19 protein-coding genes are annotated in these 20298 nt (G+C 64.6%); 9 read left to right on the plus strand and 10 right to left on the minus strand.

Features of this window, described 5'->3' with window-relative positions:
- Positions 1-351: 351 nt before the first annotated feature.
- Positions 352-1140: an MBL fold metallo-hydrolase gene (locus OC550_RS18755; RefSeq protein ID WP_262107457.1), complete on the plus strand. Its 789-nt coding sequence runs from the start codon at positions 352-354 to the stop codon at positions 1138-1140.
- A 131-nt stretch (positions 1141-1271) separates the two neighbouring features.
- Positions 1272-1571, plus strand: a complete 300-nt coding sequence (locus OC550_RS18760) for an ester cyclase (RefSeq protein ID WP_262107458.1) — start codon at positions 1272-1274, stop codon at positions 1569-1571.
- 422 nt (positions 1572-1993) lie between these two features.
- Here the strand turns inward: OC550_RS18760 and OC550_RS18765 are convergent, their stop codons facing one another.
- The 4 genes from OC550_RS18765 to OC550_RS18780 form a co-directional block, all read right to left on the minus strand.
- A complete protein-coding gene (locus OC550_RS18765) occupies positions 1994-2116 on the minus strand; it encodes a hypothetical protein (RefSeq protein WP_262107459.1) in 123 nt (40 codons plus the stop codon).
- Between the two features lie 129 nt (positions 2117-2245).
- Positions 2246-3703 carry a benzaldehyde dehydrogenase gene (locus OC550_RS18770; RefSeq protein ID WP_262107460.1) on the minus strand — a complete coding sequence of 486 codons (1458 nt, stop codon included), beginning with the start codon at positions 3701-3703 and terminating at the stop codon, positions 2246-2248.
- Between the two features lie 246 nt (positions 3704-3949).
- Positions 3950-5428, minus strand: a complete 1479-nt coding sequence (locus tag OC550_RS18775; RefSeq protein ID WP_262107461.1) for an APC family permease — start codon at positions 5426-5428, stop codon at positions 3950-3952.
- Positions 5429-5453: 25 nt separating this feature from the next.
- Entirely contained in the window at positions 5454-6809 is a 1356-nt protein-coding gene (locus OC550_RS18780) for an aspartate aminotransferase family protein (RefSeq protein ID WP_262107462.1), read from the minus strand.
- Positions 6810-6951: 142 nt separating this feature from the next.
- Here OC550_RS18780 and OC550_RS18785 point away from each other — a divergent pair, with 142 nt between their 5' ends.
- Positions 6952-7899: a LysR substrate-binding domain-containing protein gene (locus OC550_RS18785; RefSeq protein ID WP_262107463.1), complete on the plus strand. Its 948-nt coding sequence runs from the start codon at positions 6952-6954 to the stop codon at positions 7897-7899.
- 62 nt (positions 7900-7961) lie between these two features.
- On the opposite strand, the gene OC550_RS18790 is transcribed toward OC550_RS18785, so the two are convergent.
- The 3 genes from OC550_RS18790 to OC550_RS18800 all read right to left on the minus strand — a co-directional run bounded on the left by OC550_RS18790 (position 7962) and on the right by OC550_RS18800 (position 11635).
- Complete coding sequence (locus OC550_RS18790; RefSeq protein WP_262107464.1) at positions 7962-9305, minus strand: aspartate aminotransferase family protein; 1344 nt, start codon at positions 9303-9305, stop codon at positions 7962-7964.
- A gap of 376 nt (positions 9306-9681) precedes the next feature.
- Positions 9682-10749 carry an LLM class flavin-dependent oxidoreductase gene (locus tag OC550_RS18795; RefSeq protein ID WP_262107465.1) on the minus strand — a complete coding sequence of 356 codons (1068 nt, stop codon included), beginning with the start codon at positions 10747-10749 and terminating at the stop codon, positions 9682-9684.
- 244 nt (positions 10750-10993) lie between these two features.
- Entirely contained in the window at positions 10994-11635 is a 642-nt protein-coding gene (locus OC550_RS18800; RefSeq protein WP_262107466.1) for an isochorismatase family protein, read from the minus strand.
- 132 nt (positions 11636-11767) lie between these two features.
- Here OC550_RS18800 and OC550_RS18805 point away from each other — a divergent pair, with 132 nt between their 5' ends.
- Positions 11768-12724 carry a GlxA family transcriptional regulator gene (locus OC550_RS18805; protein ID WP_262107467.1) on the plus strand — a complete coding sequence of 319 codons (957 nt, stop codon included), beginning with the start codon at positions 11768-11770 and terminating at the stop codon, positions 12722-12724.
- Between the two features lie 181 nt (positions 12725-12905).
- Here OC550_RS18805 and OC550_RS18810 read toward each other — a convergent pair whose 3' ends face one another.
- Positions 12906-13403, minus strand: coding sequence for an Lrp/AsnC family transcriptional regulator (locus OC550_RS18810; protein ID WP_262107468.1), 498 nt, complete (start codon positions 13401-13403; stop codon positions 12906-12908).
- A gap of 165 nt (positions 13404-13568) precedes the next feature.
- Here OC550_RS18810 and OC550_RS18815 point away from each other — a divergent pair, with 165 nt between their 5' ends.
- Positions 13569-14831: an MFS transporter gene (locus OC550_RS18815; RefSeq protein WP_262107469.1), complete on the plus strand. Its 1263-nt coding sequence runs from the start codon at positions 13569-13571 to the stop codon at positions 14829-14831.
- Positions 14832-14917: 86 nt separating this feature from the next.
- On the opposite strand, the gene OC550_RS18820 is transcribed toward OC550_RS18815, so the two are convergent.
- Positions 14918-16441 carry an IclR family transcriptional regulator gene (locus OC550_RS18820; protein ID WP_262107470.1) on the minus strand — a complete coding sequence of 508 codons (1524 nt, stop codon included), beginning with the start codon at positions 16439-16441 and terminating at the stop codon, positions 14918-14920.
- 179 nt (positions 16442-16620) lie between these two features.
- Here OC550_RS18820 and OC550_RS18825 point away from each other — a divergent pair, with 179 nt between their 5' ends.
- The 4 genes from OC550_RS18825 (at position 16621) to OC550_RS18840 (ending at position 19968) form a co-directional block, all read left to right on the plus strand.
- On the plus strand, positions 16621-17943 hold the full coding sequence (locus OC550_RS18825; protein WP_262107471.1) for an MFS transporter: 1323 nt from the start codon (positions 16621-16623) through the stop codon (positions 17941-17943).
- 8 nt (positions 17944-17951) lie between these two features.
- Positions 17952-18938 (plus strand): hydroxyacid dehydrogenase, encoded by a 987-nt coding sequence (locus OC550_RS18830; RefSeq protein WP_262107472.1) that lies wholly within the window; start codon positions 17952-17954, stop codon positions 18936-18938.
- Between the two features lie 19 nt (positions 18939-18957).
- Entirely contained in the window at positions 18958-19593 is a 636-nt protein-coding gene (locus tag OC550_RS18835; protein ID WP_262107473.1) for an RraA family protein, read from the plus strand.
- Between the two features lie 84 nt (positions 19594-19677).
- Complete coding sequence (locus tag OC550_RS18840; RefSeq protein WP_262107474.1) at positions 19678-19968, plus strand: hypothetical protein; 291 nt, start codon at positions 19678-19680, stop codon at positions 19966-19968.
- A gap of 105 nt (positions 19969-20073) precedes the next feature.
- Here the strand turns inward: OC550_RS18840 and OC550_RS18845 are convergent, their stop codons facing one another.
- Entirely contained in the window at positions 20074-20211 is a 138-nt protein-coding gene (locus OC550_RS18845; protein ID WP_262107475.1) for a hypothetical protein, read from the minus strand.
- Positions 20212-20298: the final 87 nt, after the last annotated feature.

Here is a 20298-nt window from a genome sequence, read left to right on the forward strand (position 1 = left end):
AAGTCGTACGATCCGTGCTGGAAGCTGGCCCCGCGATGTGCAGGCCTCCGGCGGCAGAGCTATACTGCCGGCCTCAAAGAGCCGTATGTGCGGGAGTTGCCTAATGTCCATCTGAGCCTCCTGGCAGGGAGACTCATCGTATTTTGCGAATAGCTGATCTCGGATTGCTTGTTGTGGGCAGGCAAGATCCCACGCATCCTGATTTGGACGCTCACCGGCCTGACGAGAAGGAACGCCGCGTGCTTGAGTTAGTGGAATACTGTCCTGCTAGCAAAGAGCCAGGTGCCGACCTTTGCACGCGGTCCGATGGGCGTAGTGAAACCAAAACGCTCACCGAAGGTTGTTAGAGGCATGACAGTTAACTTCACACTGGTAGGTGGACCGACGGCGGTCCTCGAACTCGACGGTGTCCGCATCATTCTGGACCCCACGTTCGATGCATCCCAAACCTACACGGGGGCCGGCACCGAAGGAACGAACGGCATTACTAAGACGACCGGGCCTGCGATCGCCGCAGACTCCATCGGTCGTCTTGACGTCGCACTGGTTTCGCACGACCACCACGTTGACAACCTGGACGTGTCCGGCCGCGAAGTCCTGCGAGGTGTTCCTACTGTATTCACCACGAAGGAGGGCGCAGAGCGCCTCGGTCAAGGGGCAATCGGCCTTGCGGACTACGAGGCCGGGACCGTCCGGCTCCCTGGGGGACGGGAAATTACAGTTACGGGCGTCCCGGCGCACCACGGGCCCGAAGGGGTGCACCAGATGGCGGGTCCGGTCGTGGGCTTCATCGTCTCGGGACAGAATCTGCCGACGGTTTATGTGAGCGGCGACAACTCGTCGCTCGATGTAGTGAGGGACATCAAGGCGCACTTCCCCGCCATTGACCTGGCTGTGCTATTCACTGGCGGTGCTAAGTTCGATGAGATCGCAGGCGGCGCCTTGCTCACGTTGTCCAACGAGGACGCCGTGGAGGCCACTAGGATCCTCGATCCGCGGCTTGTAGTTCCGGTTCATGCCGAGGGATGGGCACACTTCAGCCAAGACGCTCATCAGCTACGTGCGGCATTTGAGAAAGCCCGTCTAAACGCCCGCATCGTGGTCGTGGAACCCGGCCAGACCTGCGCGCTGGATGTTTAAGGACGGAGGCGTTCACATGTCGCTTAAAAACAATAAGGACCTCGTTCATCGCTTCTACGACCTGCTCGCACAGGGGGCATACGAACAGCTAACGGACGTGATTCACGACGACTTCACGTTCTATAGCCAGGTTGACACCCCCCCGGAAAGGAGCAGAGGGGTTCATCACCGCCGAAAGACAACACTTGGATGCCTTTGCAAACATCCGGTTAGTGACGGAAACAGTGGCCGAAGGAGACCGGGTCGTCGCCTATGTCGTTTTCGAAGGTGACCAGGTGAAGGAACTCTTCGGCATCTCCCCTGCCGGTGCCCATCTTCGAATGTCGATGTGCAACATTTTCCGCATCACTGATGGAAAAATTATTGAAAAGCGTGCGCACTACGACCGGCTCGATCATATGGAACAACTCAGGTCCAAGGCTAAGGGATGAATAGCACCACTTGAATGCCAAGCTGAAGCGGGGTCCGTTGTACTTGCCGCCGCTTGAATTAGGACGGACCCCGCGATGGTTATTGCGACGTACATTTGATCAGGACCGCGCACCCTACTGAGGGAACGCCTCACCGATGCGGTCTACCGCGCTGGACCAGCAGAGCGCGGTGGTACCGATATAAATGCGGCCGGGATCGTGCTGCCTAGACCCGCCGGACAGTTGCTGGCCCTGCGCCGGCAGCGCGACGAGATCGCCGCCCAGGTCGAGACCCCCCGTGGAGGCCCATTCTCAACACACCTAAGTCCTGAGCCCGGTGCCCAGCACCGGCGTCAGGACGTGCGCCAGGATCCTCACCGAAATCGTCGGCACGGACTTCAAGGACGCCGGCCGGGTTGAGAACACTGCAATGCTGCTGTGGGTTAGAGGCACTTATCCCAGATGGCGTGGGTGGTGATGAATGCGGCGAAGGCCCAGTCGCCGTTGTACCAGCTCAGCCCGGTGTTGCCTTCCCTGCGGAAGGCGACTCGGGCCTCGTTCTGCACTGGCGTCTCCTTTGAGATGCGCCATGCCGGCCTTATGCCCAGAATGACTCGTGGGCAGCTGCGCTCCATGCCGTGCTGGGCCTGGCAGGACCAAGACCACCAGGCCCAACACGCGCGTCGTGTTATTGGCTAGAAGGGGTAGGGGGCGATCTCGGGCCGCATGGTCAGCCACTGTATCTCGGTGAAGGACTCCAGGTTCGCCGCCGGGCCGCCAACGCGGGTGCCATTGCCGGAGTTCTTGGTGCCGCCGAACGGGGCATTGGCCTCATCCGAGACGGTCTGTTCGTTGATGTGGACCTTGCCCGAGTCGATCCGGTCGGCGATCTTCATGGCTTCTCCGACATCGCCCAGGATGCCCACGGAGAGGCCGTATTCGTTGTCGTTGGCCAGGGCGACGGCCTCGTCGATGGTGGAGAACTTGGCCACCGGGGCGACGGGGCCGAAGATCTCGTCTTTCCAGGCCGGGTTCTCCGGGGCCAGGTCTGTGAGCACGGTGGGCTGGTAGAACAGGCCCTCGCCGGTGCCGCCGGCGGCCAGCCGGGCACCGGCGGCGACCGCATCCTGCACGATGGCGTCTACCCGCTTGAACTGGCGTTCGTCGATGATCGGCCCGAGCGCCACCTGACCGGACGCCGGGTCGCCCACCGGCAGGTGCCTGGCCTTTTCGGCCAAGGCCGCCACGTATTCAACGTAGAGGGACTCGTGCACGATGTGCCGGCCGGTGGCCATGCAGATCTGGCCCTGGTGCAGGAACGAGCCGAAGGCCGCGGCACTTACGGCCTTGGCCACGTCCGCTCCGGGCAGCACGATCAGGGCGTTGTTCCCGCCTAGCTCCAGATGCGCCTTCTTCAGGTGCGCCGCGCACAACTCCCCGACCTTGCGCCCGGCCGCCGTGGACCCGGTGAAGGCCACCACGGACACCTCGGGGGCGGTGACGGTGGCCTCACCGGTTTCGGCGCCGCCGGGGAGCATATGCAGCAGCCCGGCTGGCAGGCCGGCTTCCTCGAAGATGCGGGCAAGTACGACGCCGCCGCAGACCGCGGTGCGCGGGTCCGGCTTGAGCAGGACCGCGTTGCCCAGGGCCAGGGCCGGGGCCACGGAGCGGATGGAGAGGATCAGCGGGAAGTTGAACGGGGCGATCACCGTGACCACCCCGACCGGCCGGCGGCGGGCAAAGGACCAGCGGTCCTCATTGGTGGAGAGCACCTCCCCCTGCGGCAGCGAGGGCAGCGCGGCGGCCTCGAAGCATTCGTTGGCCGCCACATGGATCTCCAGGCCCGCCTTGGCCGGGATGCCCCCGGACTCGCGAGCGATCCAGGACCCGATTTCCTCGGCATGGGCTTCGAACAGCTGTCCGGCCCGGCGCAGCACCGCGGCCCGTTCCTCCGGCTTGCGCGCCGCCCACTCCGCCTGGGCCACGGCGGCCGCCCGGGCGGCTTCAGCCACGTCGCCGGGAGTAGCGACACCGACACGGCCCAACACCGCACCGGTTGCCGGCTCGATGACCTCCTGCACTCCGCCGGCCCCCTCGGTCCAGCCGTCAGTGAAGATCTTTCCATCCCACATGTCTTTGGGGAGAAGCTCCATGATTTGTCCTTCCATCTGTCAATTCACAAACGTGCCAGGTTCTGGTGACCTGCGTTTATTGGCTCGGTATGCCTTGGATACTTGCTTCTTGGGACCTCGGCCGGAGAGCCGGCTCTGGCCTCGACGGGCATCTGGTGCCCGTGGACGCGCTGCCCGCGGCTGTGACCGGGACACGGAACTCGTGGTCATTCACTTCTTGGTACGGAAATGATGATTGCCTTTCAAAAGCGAGCAGGAACGGGGTGGTCATTCGTGCCTTTCCGGGGCGACAGCCCCGGAAATAACTGCTTGGGCCGCCGGGTGCTCGCCGGAGGCGATGGCCGGGGAGATGGTCTTTCCCTTGCTGGTGGCGGCCCAGACCACGCCTGCGATGACCGCCAGGACGACGAGCCAGGGCAGCAGGGTGGGGATTCCAGACGTGGCGCCGGTGAGCAGGTTCCAGTTCACGACGGCCAGATACGCCGCGCCCGCCAGTCCGATGCCGCCGAGGACCGGCGCGATCGCGCTGCTCCAGATTCGAAACTCACGGCGCTTTTTCCTGAGGAAGAAGGCCAGGACGGCGATGGAGGTAGCCCCCTGCATGACCAGGACGCCAAGGGTACCGAGTCCGATGAGCCAGGCATAAAGGTGCGCATAAGGGTCGGCGCCGGCGAGCATGAATGAACCGACCACGACGAGCGTGACGATGGTGACCACGATGCTTGCCCTGTGCGGGGACTGCCACCGGGCGTGGCTCCGGCCGATCGGGCGCGGCAGGACGCCGGAGCGGCCGAGTGCGTAGAGGTACCGGGAGAGGGTGTTGTGGAAGGCTACAAGCACCGCGAAGGAACTGGTGACGAGCAGGACGTTCATTGCCACGGTCGACCACTGTCCGACGTACTGGGTGTTCACTGCGAAGACGAAGTTACCAGGATCCGACGCGGCCGCTTCCTGGACGTTGCCGCTGCCGTGTGCCAGCCCGATTGACCAGGTTGACAGCGCGTAGAAGACCGCGATCAGGAGCACGGCTACGTACGTGGCCCGCGGGACCGTGCGCGCCGGGTCCTTGGCTTCCTCGCCATAGATGGCCGTTGCTTCGAATCCGACGAAGCAGCTGGCGGCGAAGAGCAGCGCCACGCCCAGTCCGTCCGTGAAGACGTTGCTCGGCTGGAAGGCATCGAGGTTCAGGCCGGTAGCTCCCCCCTGGCCGAGAACGGCGACGTCGAAGATCAGGAGGATGGCGACCTCACCGATCATCAACACGCCGAGCACCTTGGCGCTGAGGTTGATTTCCAGATAGCCGAGCACCGCAACCCCGGCCCAGGCGATCAGTGCCCAGACCTTCCAGTCGAGCTGCAGCCCGGTCAGGTCGGCGACGATGGCGCTCGTGAAGAAACCAAGAACTCCGTAGAGGGCCATGAGCATGCAGGTGTACGACAGCAGTGCCAGGGCCGCGCCGGCGAACCCGGCGACCCGGCCGAAACCCATCTCGAGGTAGGCGGCAAAACCCGCCGAGCTGGTGACGTGCCGGCTCATGGCCCCGTACCCGACGGCGAAGAGGATCAGGACGGCGCCGGCGATGACGTAGGCGGCCGGCGCTCCGGTACCCAGCGCCGTGAACGCTACCGGGGAGGCGCCCAGCGCCGCAGCCAGGGGCGCAGCCGCCGCAACGACGAAGAAGACGATACCGGCTACGCCAACGGCGTTGCGCTTCAGGTCGCCCGGGGCCGAGGAAGGATTGGACATGGGGAGTATGCCTTTCAGGAAAGGATCAGGCGACGGAGCCGTCGGGGCGGACGCGGCGCAGGACCGACGCGACGGCCGAGACCGCGGTCACGGCCTCATCCTCGGTCATAACGAGCGGAGGCGAGAGCACCAGGTTGGTGGGGCTGCTGACGCGGGCGATCACGCCGGTCTCGTCGCGGATGACGTCGGCGACCGACCGGCCGGGCTGAGGCAGGGGAGTCCGCGTTTCCTTGTCGGCCACCAGCTCGAGAGCCAGGCCCATGCCGGCGTGACGGACCTCGCCGACGATGTCGAGCTCGGCGGCGAGCGGGGCGGCCAGTTCGGAAAGCAGCGTCCCGGTTCGGCGGGAGGCGGTGAGCAGGTTCTCAGTCTCGATGATCTCCAGGTTCTTCAGCGCGACCGCGCACGCGACGGGGTGGCCGGAGTAGGTGTAGCCCACTGGGTAGCCGTGCCCACTGGTGACGACCTGCCCGATCTCTTCGGTCATGAGCACGGCGCCCAGCGGGATGTAGCCGCTGCTGATGCCCTTGGCAGTGACGATGATGTCCGGCCGCATGCCCAGGTCGGGTGAGGCGAACCAGGAGCCGGTGCGCCCGAACGCGGTCACGACTTCGTCCGAGATGAGAAGGATGTCGTGCCGGCGCAGCACCTCCTGCATGCGGGGCCAGTAGTCGGCGGGAGGGATGATGAACCCGGCCACACCCATGATCGGTTCGCCGATCATCGCGGCGATGTTCTCGGGGCCGATCTGCCGGATGCGCTGCTCGAGTTCCCGCACGCAGAAGTCCGTGACGTCCTCGCCATTGAACAGGTGGGAGCGGTAGGCGTGCGGCGGGGTCAGGTGGGTGACATTGGGCAGGTGGGGACCCTGGCCTTCGGCCATGTCCGCAAAACCGGTCGCGGTGCCGCCGCCGTAGGCCAGGCCGTGGTAGGCCATCTGGCGGGAGAGGATCCAGTTCTTCTGGGGACGGCCCTTGAGGTAGTGGTAGTAACGGGCGGTCTTGATGGCCGCGTCGTCGCCCTCGGATCCGCCGGAGGTGAAGAAGACCTTGGACATGTTCTCCGGTGCAAGCGAGATGAGCCGCTCGGACAATTCGATGGCCTGATCATTGCTGAAGTCCCAGAATGCGGTGAAGTATTCCAGCTTGCGCATCTGGGCGGCAGCGGCCTCAGCCATTTCGCTGCGGCCGTGGCCGATCTGGGCCAGCCACAGGCCGCCGGTGGCGTCGAGGTATTCCCGGCCCGAGGTGTCAATGAGGCGGCAGCCGTGGCCTTCGGTCATGATCACGCGCTGGGTCACCGATGACGGCAGGTGGGGATGGACGACGTGCTTGATGTCCGTTCGGACGAGATCAGTGGCCTCGCGGGACTGGATGGTCATCGTGTACGGGCCTTTCCGCTTGCGCTTATCCTTGGAAGAGGGGGTTAGAAAAAGCATGGCGCCCGTCACAACCAACGGACAATGAACAATCGGCGATCGCCCGATCTGCAAATACGATCAGGGGGTCCAGAAGGAGGTTTGCGTGGACATTCGGCAGTTTCAGTACGCAATCACGCTGGCCGAGACGTTGCATTTTGGGCGCGCCGCCGAGTCCTTGCATATCGCCCAGTCGGCGTTCAGCACCCAGATCGCGCGCCTTGAGCGCCAGATCGGTGCCCAGCTGTTCGACCGGTCGGCCAACCGCGTGACGATCACCGCCGCGGGCGAGGCCTTCGTCCGCCGAGCCCAGGAAATCCTCGCCCAGGTGGCCGACGCCAGCCAGGAGGCCCGCATCCTGCACACGGCAAGCCAGAGCCAGCTGAGAATCGGGCTCTTCTATGAGTCCGCCGGCGAACTTACGCCGCTCATCGTTGCCGCCTTCCGAAAGGCGATGCCGGATGTCGAACTGTCATTCCGGGAACTGACGATGGTCGACCAGATCGAGGCCATCGCCAACGAAGACATCGACGTGGCCTTCCTCCGATCACCGATCGCCGACCGGCGCGTGAAGCTCCTCGAGCTTTTCGCCGAACCGCGGTACGTCGGACTGCCGGCAGGACATGCCTTGGCCGGCCAGGACACGATTAAGACCTATGACCTGGTGGACGAGGCCTTTGTCGTTGCCTCCCCGATGGCTCCGCCGCAATGGCGGGGCTACTGGTCCTTTGATGATCTGCGCGGCGGGCCGGGCCGCATCGCAGCATCGGTAACAAGTGTCCCGGAGAGCCTAAACGCCATCGCGTACCAGGGGGCCGTCGACACATTTCCCGCCTCCGCCACACGCCTGCACCGTGCTCCCGGCATGGTCTACCGCCGGATTTCAGACGGGAGCTACTCCCCCAGCGCTTTGGCAACCCGTACAGGCGAACACCGCAAACACATACAGGCCTTCCGCAACGTTGCCCAGCAACTATCCATTACGTCTCTGAATGTCGTGCCTGACGCCGTGTCCGTCGATGACGCGCCGAACGGGACACCGCGCGCAGCCTGAGACCCGGCTGCCCGCGATCACTCCGATCAGCCTGCTGTGGAGTCATAGTCCGGCTGACGCGGCTAGTCTTCGAGGTCCTGGACAATTTCCTGGAGCGTTCCGATGAAGGACGAGACATCGTCGTCGGTCATCGGCAATGACAACGAGAACTCGCCGCGGTGTACGGGGAAGAACCCGCGGTTCGCCAGTTCCAGTGAGCAAATCTGCGTCTTTTCGCCGTCGACGTTGCGCCAGTAGTCCCGGTGGGTCCGGACTTTGAGTTCGGGAGAATTCATGTACGCGTATGCCATGTGGGAGAACCCCTTCCCGTACACCTTGAACGGGCTGTTCCGCGCCTCGCTCCATTCGTTCATCTCGGACATGATCCGCATGGACTGGGCATTAAGCTTGTCGAAAGCACCCCGGTCCATGGTCCGCATGCATGCGGCGCCCGCGATCAGGGCTAGCTTGTGCCCGTGATGGGTGCCCGAGATCGTCACCTGTCCTGTCTCCAGCACGTTCATGACCTCTGCAGATCCGCCGAGGGCACCGAGGGGTAGGCCGCCGCCAATGATCTTGCCCATCACCGTGAGGTCAGGCGTTACGCCGTAGAGGCCTTGGAGTCCGTGGTAGCCCGCACGCAGAGTGATCGTCTCATCGAAAATCAGGACGATACCAAGTTCCTTAGTGAGGGACCGTAGCTCCTCGACGAACTCCTGGTCCAGAGTGACAAGACCGCCGGCTCCGCTCTCCACTTCAAGGATGAGACAGGCGATGGAGCCAGCGTTGGCTCGAAGAATCCGCTCACAGCCGGCCCGGTCGTTCTGGGACAGCATGACGACATTCTCCACATCATCCCTCGGGATGCCTCCACTGTCAGCCACGGCTATCGGGTCGGCGTCCGTACCGGAGTCCCCCGGTTGAGGATGTGATGAGATGTGGAGGAGATCGCTGAAGCCGTGGTATCCGCCTTCGAACTTCGCGATCTTCGTCTTTCCGGTGTATGCACGCGCAACCCGGATCGCGCTCATGCAGGATTCGGTGGCAGAGCAGGAAAATTGGATCTTCTCGACGGAGGGGATGCGGTCGATGAGGATCTGCGCCAGCTCGGCTTCTGCAGTACTCGGGTTGCCGAATGAAATGCCAGAAGGGATGGCTTCCAGCAACGCTGACGTGATAGCCGGGTGGTTGTGCCCCAGGACGTTGACCGTGAAGTTGTTGTTGAGATCGAGCATCCGGTGGCCGTCGACCGTTTCAAGGTATGCGCCCTCCCCTTTATCCACGAACACGGCATGGGGCCCGAAGTTGAACGAGTTCCTGCTATATCCGCCGGGAATCAGCTCCCGGCCCTTCCGGGTCATCGCCGCGGACTGGGCGAACTTCATCGTGAACGCCTCGACGCTCTTTTGCATACTCATCTTGGCCATTGCTACTCCATTTCGTGACTGCCGACCCTTGCTGCTCCTGCAAAGCGCATCGGCGCTGATAACCCCGCTCGCTCGCTTCGGCCGGTCCTTTTATCGTCAAGCCACGCGGTGCAGCCTTCAATGGCCAAACCGCGATGACCCGATCGTGTTCTGCGATTGGACGCATCGCGGTGTCTGCCGGGTGCCTTTGACCACGGAGTGAAGGTCAAGTACAAGAACCCAACAAGCGATAACGGCGCATATGACCGGTCTGTACCGATGGCCAAGCTCGCTGGCAGTCGACACATTTTGAACGCTGCCCATGCCTTCGGCGCCTCTCGTACTTACTGAGCAAAACGACGCCGGATTGGGGACTCCCGCAATGAGGGCAGGGAGGTCAGGGGTTGGGCAGGCTGTAGTGGTCGGCGACGAGCTCGATCGTGCGTGCGTGGATGGGGCGGGAGTGCCCTCCGGTAACGAGCATTACCTCATCGACCCCGGTTTGATCGTGGAGTTCTTCAAGTCCCTCGGCCACTTCTCGGACGGTTCCGTGGAGGCTGCGGTCGGTCCATTCATCGAGGAACTGCTTCTCCGGGTACGTGGCAGGGTAGTCTTCGACGTCGTTTGGGTGGAGGATGGCGAAGCCCTGCTGCTTGAACATGCGCATCATGCCCATTGCCGTGGTTGCTGCCTGGCGTCGTGCCTCTACCGGATCGTCATTGGCGATCGCTCCTACGCTGACCAGACTGTAGGGCTCGTTCAGGAACGTGGACGGGCGGAAGTTCTCGCGGTAGATCCGCATGGCATTCAGGACGTCGGCGCTGCCGAACTGCAATGCGAAGGCGTAGGGCCGGCCGAGCCGCGCTGCCAAATGCGCGGAGTAGATTGAGGAGCCCAGTATCCAGACATCGGGACTGGTCGCAGCCTGCAGGAGCCGGTTCTGCTCCGCCTGCCAGGGTCCCGGCACGGCGTGCACGTTCCGGTAGGGGTGGTCCTGCGGGAAGTCGTTGCCCATGAACCCGAGCAGTTCCCCGATCTGCTCGGGGAACTCGTCGTTCGCCGTGTGATGCCGGCGCAGAGCCGCCGCGGTCGCACCGTCGGTGCCGGGTGCGCGCCCCAGTCCGAGATCGATCCGCCCCGGGGCCAGCGCGTCGAGCATGCCGAACTGTTCGGCGATCATCAGGGGCACGTGATTGGGCAGCATGATCCCGCCCGCACCGAGCCTGATGCGCTCAGTCTCGCCGATCAGCCGGGCCACCATGAGCTGAGGTGATGATGTCGATGCACCGGGCATGGCGTGGTGCTCTGACATCCAGAAGCGGTGGAATCCCAGCCGGTCGGCCAGCTGCGCCAGCGCGATGACGTCCTGGAATACTTCCTGGGCCGAATGGCCGACGCCGGTGATCGCGTTGTCGAGCACGGACAGGACGAACGGGGCGGTGCCTGACGGCTGGGGGCGGATCATGTGCTAACTCATTTCTCACGGGGTCGCCGGCGAAGGAGGATGCGCAGTGTTGGACCCATCCTGCTCAAATGGATCACGGCCGCAATCTCCGGTTCCCTGCGGGGTCGCGTCTTGAAACAGCGACGCCCGCAGGGCAGCCAACTTCTTATTTGCCTGGTTGCCGGAAGGGATAGAAGCCCAAGAAGCCAGGACGGGAACACCACGTGCAGGTCCTGGCTCGGGTGCAGTTGGCGGGTAGTTCAGATCAACGGCTGCTCAATGAGGCCGGGGCTCCGTCGGCCGCGGACTCGACCAGGTTGCTCTTGGCCAGCGGTTGGGCGGTCTCTAGGGCGCGGGCCCAGTCGCCGGTGGACGCAACGGCCGCGAAATTCGAGTTCAGCAGAGCCAGCAGGGTGGTGTGCACGGTCTTCGCGTCGACCGTGCCGGCGCTGTTGGAGATGTTGATGGCACCGGTCGCGTCCGCGAGGACCTCGGTGCTGAACGCGTGGATCTCAGCGTCGGCTGCGGAGGCGATGATGCAGTTGTTGGTCATGTATCCGACGAGCGTGATCGTGTCGATCCCGTTCTCCCGCAGCCACTCCACCAGGCCGGTGCCGGGGAAGATGGAACTGTACTGCTTGACCACTGACTTCCACGCATCCGACCTGCGCTCTTCCAGCGAGGGATGAAGCTGAAACTCGGTCATCGTCGGGTTGAACACGGGTGCGTCCTCGCCGGCCGAGTGCTGGACAATGACTACCGGAATGTTCGCCTTCTCCGCGGCATCGACTGCTGCGGCGATCCGCTGGATCGATTCCTCCCGCGGCGGGTACTGGATGGGCAGGAGCCCGGTGAAGTATTCCTGCTGGGCATCGATAACAATCAGGGCGCGACGGGGAGCCGTCATGTCTACCTCCTGGGTGGGGTTGGCGGGCGCTGTTTTCGCGCTCTTCCCCAGTCTCTTCGACTCGTATTCGTGCGACAATTGGCACAAGTGCCCATAAACGATGAAAACAGGCCAACCGGGGAGGTGGTGCGTGTGCGGATCGCTGTCTACTCCTTCGAAGGGGTCACGATGTTCCACCTCGCCGTACCGCAGATGGTGTTCGGAGAGGTGACCCGCCAGGGGCTGGCCGACTGGGAAACGATCCTGTTCACCGACGGCGGGAACACCATCCGCACCGCGGAGGGGTACCAGATCGGCGGGCTGGCAGGCCTCGACGCTGCGACCGCTGCCGACGTTGTGATCGTTCCCTCATGGGACGACGACGGAAAGCACCCGTCGGCGCAGCTGGCCGGCGCGCTGCAGGCAGCGCATAAACAGGGTGCCATGGTCGTTGGGCTCTGTCTCGGGGCATTCGCCGTCGCCGACAGCGGACTGCTCGCCGCACGCCCTGCCGTCACCCATTGGCACGCACTGGACGCGTTCGGGGAACGCCACCCCGACATCCCGGTCGACCGAACGGTCCTCTACATCGATCACGGAGACGTGCTGACCTCTGCCGGCACCGCCGCGGGGATCGACGCCTGCCTGCACATCGTCCGTTCCCGCCTCGGAGCGGAAGCGGCGAACCACGTCGCCCGCAGTCTCGTCGTCGCCCCGCACCGCAGCGGAGGACAAGCGCAGTACATTGAGCGCCCCATTCTGCAGCCGGGCGGGGCGAACCCCATCGCTGAATCGCTCGACTGGGCGATTGAGCATCTCGGCGACCAGATTAGTGTTGACGATCTTGCAAGGGCGTCGCATATGAGCCGCCGCAGCTTCATCCGAGCCTTCCGTGCGGCAACGGGCACGACACCGGCAACCTGGCTTCGCACCCGGCGCCTGGACGAGGTTCGCAGGCTCCTGGAGGTCACCGACCTTCCGATCGATCACATCGCAGCCCAATGCGGCTTCGCGAGCCCCATCACCATGCGGCAGAACTTCATGTCCGAGTTCGCGACGACGCCGTCGGAGTACCGGCGGCGATTCAGCGCCCGGACACCGGCAACCTAACGCGAGGGAAGCCCGCCGCCCCCGGCGGGCGGGAGATACGGGCAGTAGCGGGACGCTTACGGATGCGATCTCAACCGCACAGACTGGTGCGCGCACTCTTGTTCTCGCCGCCATCCGGCGGCTCGTTGGCCGACCGTCCCGGTCCTTCTCCTTGGGCGGCTCGACCACTTGAATTTCGCCTTCAACCCGCGGTTGTTCGGTCCTCTGGTGCGGCTTTGGCCAGTGTCCGGAGCAGCGGTTGGACCCGGTAGGGGATGTGCTCGCTCAGTGCCAGTGATGTTTCGGTCCGGATGACACCGCGGATGCGGAGGATCTGGCGCAGCACACGGTGAAGATCATGTGTTTCGCGTGCTGCGATTCTGCACCAGACATCACCTCGGCCGGAGATTTCGTGCACTTCGAGGACCTGTTCGAGGCTGCGCAGGGCTGAGACGACAGCGTCGAGTTCCCGGTGGGAGACCTCCAGTGTGATGAATGCCAGCACGTTGAAGCCCAGGACTCCGAGATCGACGTCCCGTCCGCTGGAGCGCACTACTTCATGTCGTTCCAGCCGGCGCATACGCGAAACGACCGTATTGCGGGCTATTCCGAGGGAAGCGGCGATGTCGCCGATTTGTGCCCGGGGGTTTTCGAGCAGGTGCAGCAGAAGCGCGGCGTCGACGGCATCGAGAATGGGCACGGCAGTTCCTTTCGGGGCTTCCAGCGGGCTGATGTTGATCATTATGCTCAATATGGGTGCTCAATGGGAATCAAGGGATTCAACTTGGAGCGACAATACACGCATGGCGTACCGGTGATCCTGGTGCGTGCGACGCCCTAAGTCGTTCCTACCGGAAGGCCTGCGATGACCGTTTTGAGTGAGCTGATGATGCGTCCGGCCGACGTTCGTGCTGAGCGGGGCTGGGACGCGGGACAGCGGACCAGGCTGGCCCTGACCATTTCAACGATGGCGTTGCTGCTTGTGGGAGCGAATCTGGCCACGCCGCTGTATCCGCTGCTGCAGGAGCGTCTGACACTCGGGCCCTTCGCGGTGACCCTCACCTTCTCCTCTTACGTGCTCGCGCTGGTCGTGGGGCTGCTGCTGTACGGACACTGGTCGGACCATATCGGCCGGCGTGCGGCACTAGTGCTCTCGGTGGTCATCGGCCTGCTTGGCGGGATGGTGTTCGCCACGGCTGGTGGGCTGGGTGGCCTTGTGGCAGGCAGGATCCTGCAAGGTGCCGCAGTAGCCATGGCCACCGGCGCCACCAGCGCCGCGCTTCGGGAGCTACTGCCGAACCGGCCGGAGTGGGCCAGCCGTTTCACTCTTCTGGCTTCGACCGGCGGGGTAGCCGCAGGTCCCGTGCTGGGCGGTCTTCTCAGTCAGCTCCCACACCCGACGTTGATGCCGTTCGTTGCACACTCAGCCTGCCTGGCGGTGGCGCTGATCCCGCTCTGGGTGCTGAGGGCCAGGCCGGCGATTGCTGCCTTGCATGGACCCGGCGCACTCGGCTCTCTGCGTCCCCGACGGCTGGTGTTGGCCTCCGGCGCCCGGACCGAGTTCCGCAACGCTGCCGCCGTCGGCTTCCTCAGTTTCGCACTCTTCGGCTTCTGCCTGTCTTTGGCCCCGCGTTACTTCGCTGAAGCAGCCGGGATCAGATCGCCGCTCTGGGCCGGCGTACTGGCCGCCCTTGTGCTGATCGCGTCGGCGGCGGTCCAACTGCTGGGGCGTCCGGATACGAGACACCTTCCCGCGGCACTTGCGGCAATGGCGGCCGGCACGTTATTGGTCGCAGTCGCCGGTACTTTGTCGAACCTGCCCCTGTTGGGCGCGGCCACCCTGTTCGCGGGCATGTCACAGGGCACAGCGCTCCGTGCAGCTTTCAACGCACTGTCGGTGGCTGTTCCTCCGGCGGACAATGCGCGCGTGGTCAGTGCGGTCTATGTCGTGACCTATCTGGGCAGCGCGATACCGGTTCTCGGGCTCGGAAGCCTGGCCGCAGCCATCGGCGTCCCTGCCTCCGTGATGTGGTTCTTCGCCGTGCTGGCTGCCTGCTGCCTGCTCCTGTCGGGACTGATCCGGTTGCAGCACCACCGCAACCGGCATCGCACAGCCGGGCAGGGCTGATCCGGCTCTCCGCTAGCGCCGTCTTCCTGCACCGTGCGCCGTGAAAACAGTCGGTTGCAACGGAGCGGGCGTTGCGCTGGCTGGAGCTAGGTAAGGGTCAGCAGGCGGGTCAGCCTCTGCGCTGCCTGCCGGACATCGTCGGCCAGCGCCTGCACATCGAGGTCCGGGAGACGGATACGTGCGACTGTCGCGGTAATGGAGCCGGCCACCGTGTCTGCGATGAAGTACGGGGCGCTGACGCCGTAAGCGTCGGGGATGCGCTCCCCCTCGCCGGTCGCCCATCCCCGGGCGCGGACGCCCTCGAGGTCGGCCAGGAGCGCGGCACGGTCCGTGGGGGTACGTTCGGTAAATCGGCGAAGTACGAGGTCGTTGATCCGTTCGGGCGGACAGTGGGCCAGGATCGCCTTGCCGGCCGCGCCCGCGTGGAGTGGGATCGGGACCCCAGCGGCCAGGCCGTAATGCAAAGGATTCATCCCTTGGATCACCGAGGTCATTTCCGCTTCCCGTTCACCGGCGTGGAATTGCGTCAGCCCAATGGTCTCCCCCGTACGCTCTGCCAGGTCTTGCAGTATGCCGCGGGCAGCGGATGGAATGTCCAGGGCCGCGCCGAGGCAGGCCGCCCAGTGGAGCAGGCGCGGGCCCGGCACCAGGGTGTCCTCCTGCGCGACCGCGACTCCTGCGGTGGTGGCACTGCTGACCAGCCTGTTGGCGGTGGCAATGTTCGCTCCGATCTGACCGACCAGGGGGCGACCTGTCACGATCCCGGCGGGCTGGAAAATCAGGGCAGTGATCAGGCGGATGATCCGTTCCAGGGCCGTCGCCCCTGCCGGATACGTGATGGGATGCCCGTCTGGTGGCGCGGCCGTCTTGCCGCACACGGCCTCGATCTCCCCGGCGGCCTGGCGAGCCATGAGACCGAAACGCGGAAGGTCTTCGTCACTGGTCAGATAGCGGGGCCGGGTGATGGAGACCGATCCGGTCAGCCCCAGGCAACGAAATGAAGCTGCGGCTCCGGCGGCCAGGGCGAACTGCTGACCGACGCTGATCGTGTAGCCGGCACTGCGGTCCTGGGCCAGGAGCTTTTCAATCTCCTGCCGGTCGGTCACGGTGTCGGGAGTCCGGGACTCCAGCGGCTCCTCTCCGAGGGCTTCCAGGCCGATCCTTCCGAGAATCGCCCGGCCGGTGGCACCGGCGTGCAGGGGAACAATGGTTCCCGGTTCGAGAAGGTACTGCACGGGCCCGGGATGGCGCCGGGAAACGAGAACGACGACCTGCGGACGCGGCGCGTCGTGCAGTGCGGCCAACGCCGTTGCGTCCGATGTTTCGGACAGCTCCCCGACGATTCTGCCTGCGGACCGGAGCAGTGGGTGCCGCTCGTGCAGAGCCGCGGCGAGAACGCGGAACCGCGGTCCGGCCTCGTAGTTCCCCTGCGGCGTGGCCGACGCGAGTCCATGCTCCATTAGGCCCAGCAGGACCCGGCTGACCGTGCTGCGGCTCGCCCCGAGCGCAGCAGCCAGTTCCCGAACGCCCGTCGGCTTCGCCGACGTCGCAAGTGCGTGCAGCACGGCCAGGATCCGGTCGTTGCCTGCTACGGCCTCGTTCACGTCCACCTCACGAATCGTCGGTCATTCACGGCGCCCTGAAGTCGCCGGCACCACCACGGTACCGCCTTGCCCCTGTCCCACCCGGGCCACGCTCAGCCCACGCAGTCTTGACAACCACTGGTGGCCGGCATCACACTGAATTCAGTCTTTAGGACAGTGTCCCATTTTTTATCGCAGGAGTAAAGATGTCCCACACCACTCAAACCGGGGCCGGAGTCGTGGCCGCGGAGCGTCAGCGGAAGGCGAAGAAGGCCACCGCCGTTGCCGCGTTCGGCACGTTCATCGAGTACTACGACTTCAGCGTCTTCGGCTACGTCGCCGCGACAATCGCCGTGGTGTTCTTCCCCGAAGGTGACCCGGTGGCGGGCCTGCTCAACACCTTCCTGGTGTTCGGTACCGCCTTCCTGGTCCGCCCGCTGGGCGCGATTTTCTTCGGGCGCATCGGGGACCGGTTCGGCCGGCGTGCCAGCCTGGTCGGCTCCGTGATCCTGATGAGCGCCGCGGCCGGCCTGACCGCGGTACTGCCGACCTACGCGCAGATCGGCATCTGGGCCCCGATCCTGCTGGGCCTGCTCAGGATGCTGCAGGGCCTCTCCGCCGGCGGCGAGATCGGCGGCGCCGCCACCTATATCCGCGAGTGGGCACCCGCGGAGCGCCGCAACCTCTACATCTCCTTCATCCCCAGTGTCGGCGTGCTGGGCAAGGCCGGCGCCGCGGGCCTTGCCGCCCTCGCGGCCACCCTTGTTCCCGCCGCACAGATGGAATCGTGGGGATGGCGGATCCCGTTCCTGCTCGCGATCCCGCTGGGCATCCTCTGCCTGATCATGCGGCTGAAGATCGAGGACAGCCCTGAATTCACCTCCAGTGCTAACAAGGGCGAGACAACCCGCGCCCCCATCGTGGAGCTGTTCCGCAACCACCGCTCCCGCCTCAGCAAGGTCTTCCTCATCGCACTCGTGCAGAACATCGGCACCTACATCGGCACCGTCTACGTCGCGGTCTACTTCAGCACCGTCCTGGACTTCTCCAAAGCCGAAGCCTCCACCATCGTCCTGATCGCCGTCGCCTCCGCGGCGCTGCTGATCCCCCTGGCCGGACAGCTCGGCAGCCGCATCGGCAGCAAGCGCCTGCTGACCTACTCCTACATCGCCTACATCGTGATCACGTTCCCCTCGTTCATGCTCATGAACGCCGGCTCGCTGTCGCTGGCGATCTTCGGCCTGCTGCTGGGCATGCTGCCCTACGCCCTCTGCCAGGCGGGCACCTACGCCTCGATGCCTGAATTCTTCCCCGTGGAGGTCCGCCACTCCGGCGTCGCCTTCGGCCACAGCGTCGGAGCCGTCATCGGCGGCGCCGGAGCCCCGTACGTGGCGACCTGGCTCATCGACTCCACCGGCAACACCATGATCCCGGCCTACATGCTCGTGATCTTCGGCCTCCTCGGGCTCGTAACCGTGCTCGGCCTGGTCCGCACCAACACCAATTCCACCTCCCACCTCTACCGCTGAGGAAAAAGATGCACACCTTCTACGTCTCCGATCCGATCCACCCCGACGTGCTGGATGAACTGAACACGCTTGGGCAGGTGCACCTGGGCTACGGCGAAAACGCCGTCCCCTACGCACTCATCAGCGACCAGGTCGACGCCGTCCTGCTCCGGGCCGAACGCTTCGACCGGGAGAAAATCCAGGCCTCCCCCCGGCTGCGCATCATCGCCCGGCACGGAGTCGGGTCCGACAATGTGGACATCAGCGCCGCAACGGAGGCCGGGGTTTTTGTCACCGTCACCCCGGGCAGCAATAGCCGGGCCGTAGCAGAACATGTCTTCGCCCTCCTCCTCGCCCTGGCCCGCAAAGTCCCCTACGGGGCCTGGGAAACCGCCGCAGGCCGCTGGGATGAGGCCAAGGCAAACATGAACGGTTTCGAATTGCATGGCAAAACACTGGGCCTGCTCGGCTTCGGGAACATTGCCCGGATGGTGCTTTCCATCGCCCAGGGGTTCGGTATGAAGGCCCTGGTCCACGACCCCTTCGTGGAGCCCTCCGTCATCGGCGCCGCAGGTGCGCTGCCCGCCAGCCGCGACGAGGTCCTCGCCGAATCCGATGTTGTGAGCCTGCACTTGCCACTCACGGAAGAGACCACGCAGCTCATCAACGCGGACACTCTCGCCGCCATGCGCCCAGGCTCCGTGCTGATCAACACCTCCCGCGGCGGTCTCATCGACGAACCCGCCCTCGTCGCCGCACTCACCGGTGGCCACTTGGCAGCAGCGGCACTTGATGTCGTGCAGGGCGAATCCGTGGACATGAAGAACCCGCTGCCGCACTCGGGTCTGCCCATCGGCGGTTTGCCCAACCTCATCGTCACTCCGCACGTGGGCGGCCAAAGCTCCGAAGCGTTCCTCGCCGCCGGAACCGGTGCGCTGGCCGCCATCCGACAGGTGCTGGCCGGCGAACACCCGGCCCACGCGCTGAATACCGTCCCCGCACCCGCTTACAAGTAGCACCGGAAGAAACCAATCCATGATTATCACCGCCTCCACCGACTCCCTCCAGCTCACCCCCGAATGGAACCGGCCCGACCCGCGCCTGATCCAGGAACTGGGTAGCTTCCCCACAGCCCTCATCGGTGATGCCCAAGCGCGTATAGGGCTTATGCACTCGGCCATTCGCTCCGTTACGCCGGGGCTGAAAATGGCCGGAACGGTTCTGCCCATCCACACGAGAGAGGGCGACAACCTTGCTATCCACCGCGCCCTTGACGACGCTCAGAGGGGAGACGTTCTGGTCATCAACGCCAACAGCGAAACTAACCGGGCCTGTTTCGGAGGTATCCTCGGCGAGCTCTGTATCGCCCGGGGCATTGCCGGCGTCGTGATCGACGGCGCCACCCGGGACGTAGATGAACTTCTCGCCCTCGACCTGCCCACCTTCGCCCGCGGCATCAGCCCCGCCGGCCCCTTCAAGTACGGACCCGGAGCCATCGGCACCCCCGTCGCCTGCGGCAACGTCGTCTGCAACCCCGGTGACGCGATCATGGGCGACGGCGACGGCATCGTTGTCGTCCCGCAGCACCTGATAACCACGGCCATTGAAAACACCCGTAAGCAACAGGCCACCGAAGAAGGAATCCGCGCCCGGATCCCGGTCCTGACCTAACCGACACATGTGCCCTGCCCCCGCTGCCGCTCACCAGTTGCCCGGGGCAGGGCATCCCTCTCACACCGCACTGGAAACCACCTGATGAACTACTTGAAATTCGATGACTGGGCCAGACTGCTCGGCGCCCACGTGGAAGCATGGCAAAACGGCACCCTGCTGGAGACCGGCATCGTGGACAGCGTCACACCCGATGCTGCCATTGCCTGGTTAATCTCCGATCCAACCGGCGAACGGTTCCTTCTAGAGAAGGCCAACCGGGTCGAGTTGCGGATCGACAGAGACCAATTCATCCGACGGTTGGAACCAGCAAACACACCGCCAGGCGCTAGGCTGGGGCGCGTTCTCAGGCGCGTGAACAACCAACAGCCGTGATCAAGTCCGAGATTTCAATTGTCAGGTTGCGGCACGCTCGGACCTGAACGCCGATTGGACCGTCGCTTAAGCCGGTCCCTCACCCCGACATGGATGAGCGAGAGCTTATGCAAGGAAGTAGGCGGACAGCTTCACCGGCTCCCAGCGCTCCGGATCCATCCTGCTTCGGTCGCTGTCTTCAGGGGTCAGGCTCAGCGTGAGGAAGTATTCCTCGTCGACCTGCTCGACCCGCGGGAAGATCACGTTGCCCTGCGTCCACCATGTCGGTGTGCAGGATGCGGGGAGACCCGGGGTAGTGGTTGCCGGCCAGCGTCAGCCCGTCGAACTCCT

Source organism: Arthrobacter sp. Marseille-P9274 (assembly GCF_946892675.1).
GTDB lineage: Bacteria > Actinomycetota > Actinomycetes > Actinomycetales > Micrococcaceae > Crystallibacter.

Excerpts from the sequence above, each read along its gene's own strand:
- OC550_RS18755 (WP_262107457.1), top strand. The coding sequence starts at position 352 with ATGACAGTTAACTTCACACTGGTAGGTGGACCGACGGCGGTCCTCGAA.
- OC550_RS18770 (WP_262107460.1), bottom strand. The coding sequence starts at position 3,703 with ATGGAGCTTCTCCCCAAAGACATGTGGGATGGAAAGATCTTCACTGAC.
- OC550_RS18775 (WP_262107461.1), bottom strand. The coding sequence starts at position 5,428 with ATGTCCAATCCTTCCTCGGCCCCGGGCGACCTGAAGCGCAACGCCGTT.
- OC550_RS18780 (WP_262107462.1), bottom strand. The coding sequence starts at position 6,809 with ATGACCATCCAGTCCCGCGAGGCCACTGATCTCGTCCGAACGGACATC.
- OC550_RS18790 (WP_262107464.1), bottom strand. The coding sequence starts at position 9,305 with ATGGCCAAGATGAGTATGCAAAAGAGCGTCGAGGCGTTCACGATGAAG.
- OC550_RS18795 (WP_262107465.1), bottom strand. The coding sequence starts at position 10,749 with ATGATCCGCCCCCAGCCGTCAGGCACCGCCCCGTTCGTCCTGTCCGTG.
- OC550_RS18800 (WP_262107466.1), bottom strand. The coding sequence starts at position 11,635 with ATGACGGCTCCCCGTCGCGCCCTGATTGTTATCGATGCCCAGCAGGAA.
- OC550_RS18815 (WP_262107469.1), top strand. The coding sequence starts at position 13,569 with ATGACCGTTTTGAGTGAGCTGATGATGCGTCCGGCCGACGTTCGTGCT.
- OC550_RS18825 (WP_262107471.1), top strand. The coding sequence starts at position 16,621 with ATGTCCCACACCACTCAAACCGGGGCCGGAGTCGTGGCCGCGGAGCGT.
- OC550_RS18830 (WP_262107472.1), top strand. The coding sequence starts at position 17,952 with ATGCACACCTTCTACGTCTCCGATCCGATCCACCCCGACGTGCTGGAT.
- OC550_RS18835 (WP_262107473.1), top strand. The coding sequence starts at position 18,958 with ATGATTATCACCGCCTCCACCGACTCCCTCCAGCTCACCCCCGAATGG.
- OC550_RS18840 (WP_262107474.1), top strand. The coding sequence starts at position 19,678 with ATGAACTACTTGAAATTCGATGACTGGGCCAGACTGCTCGGCGCCCAC.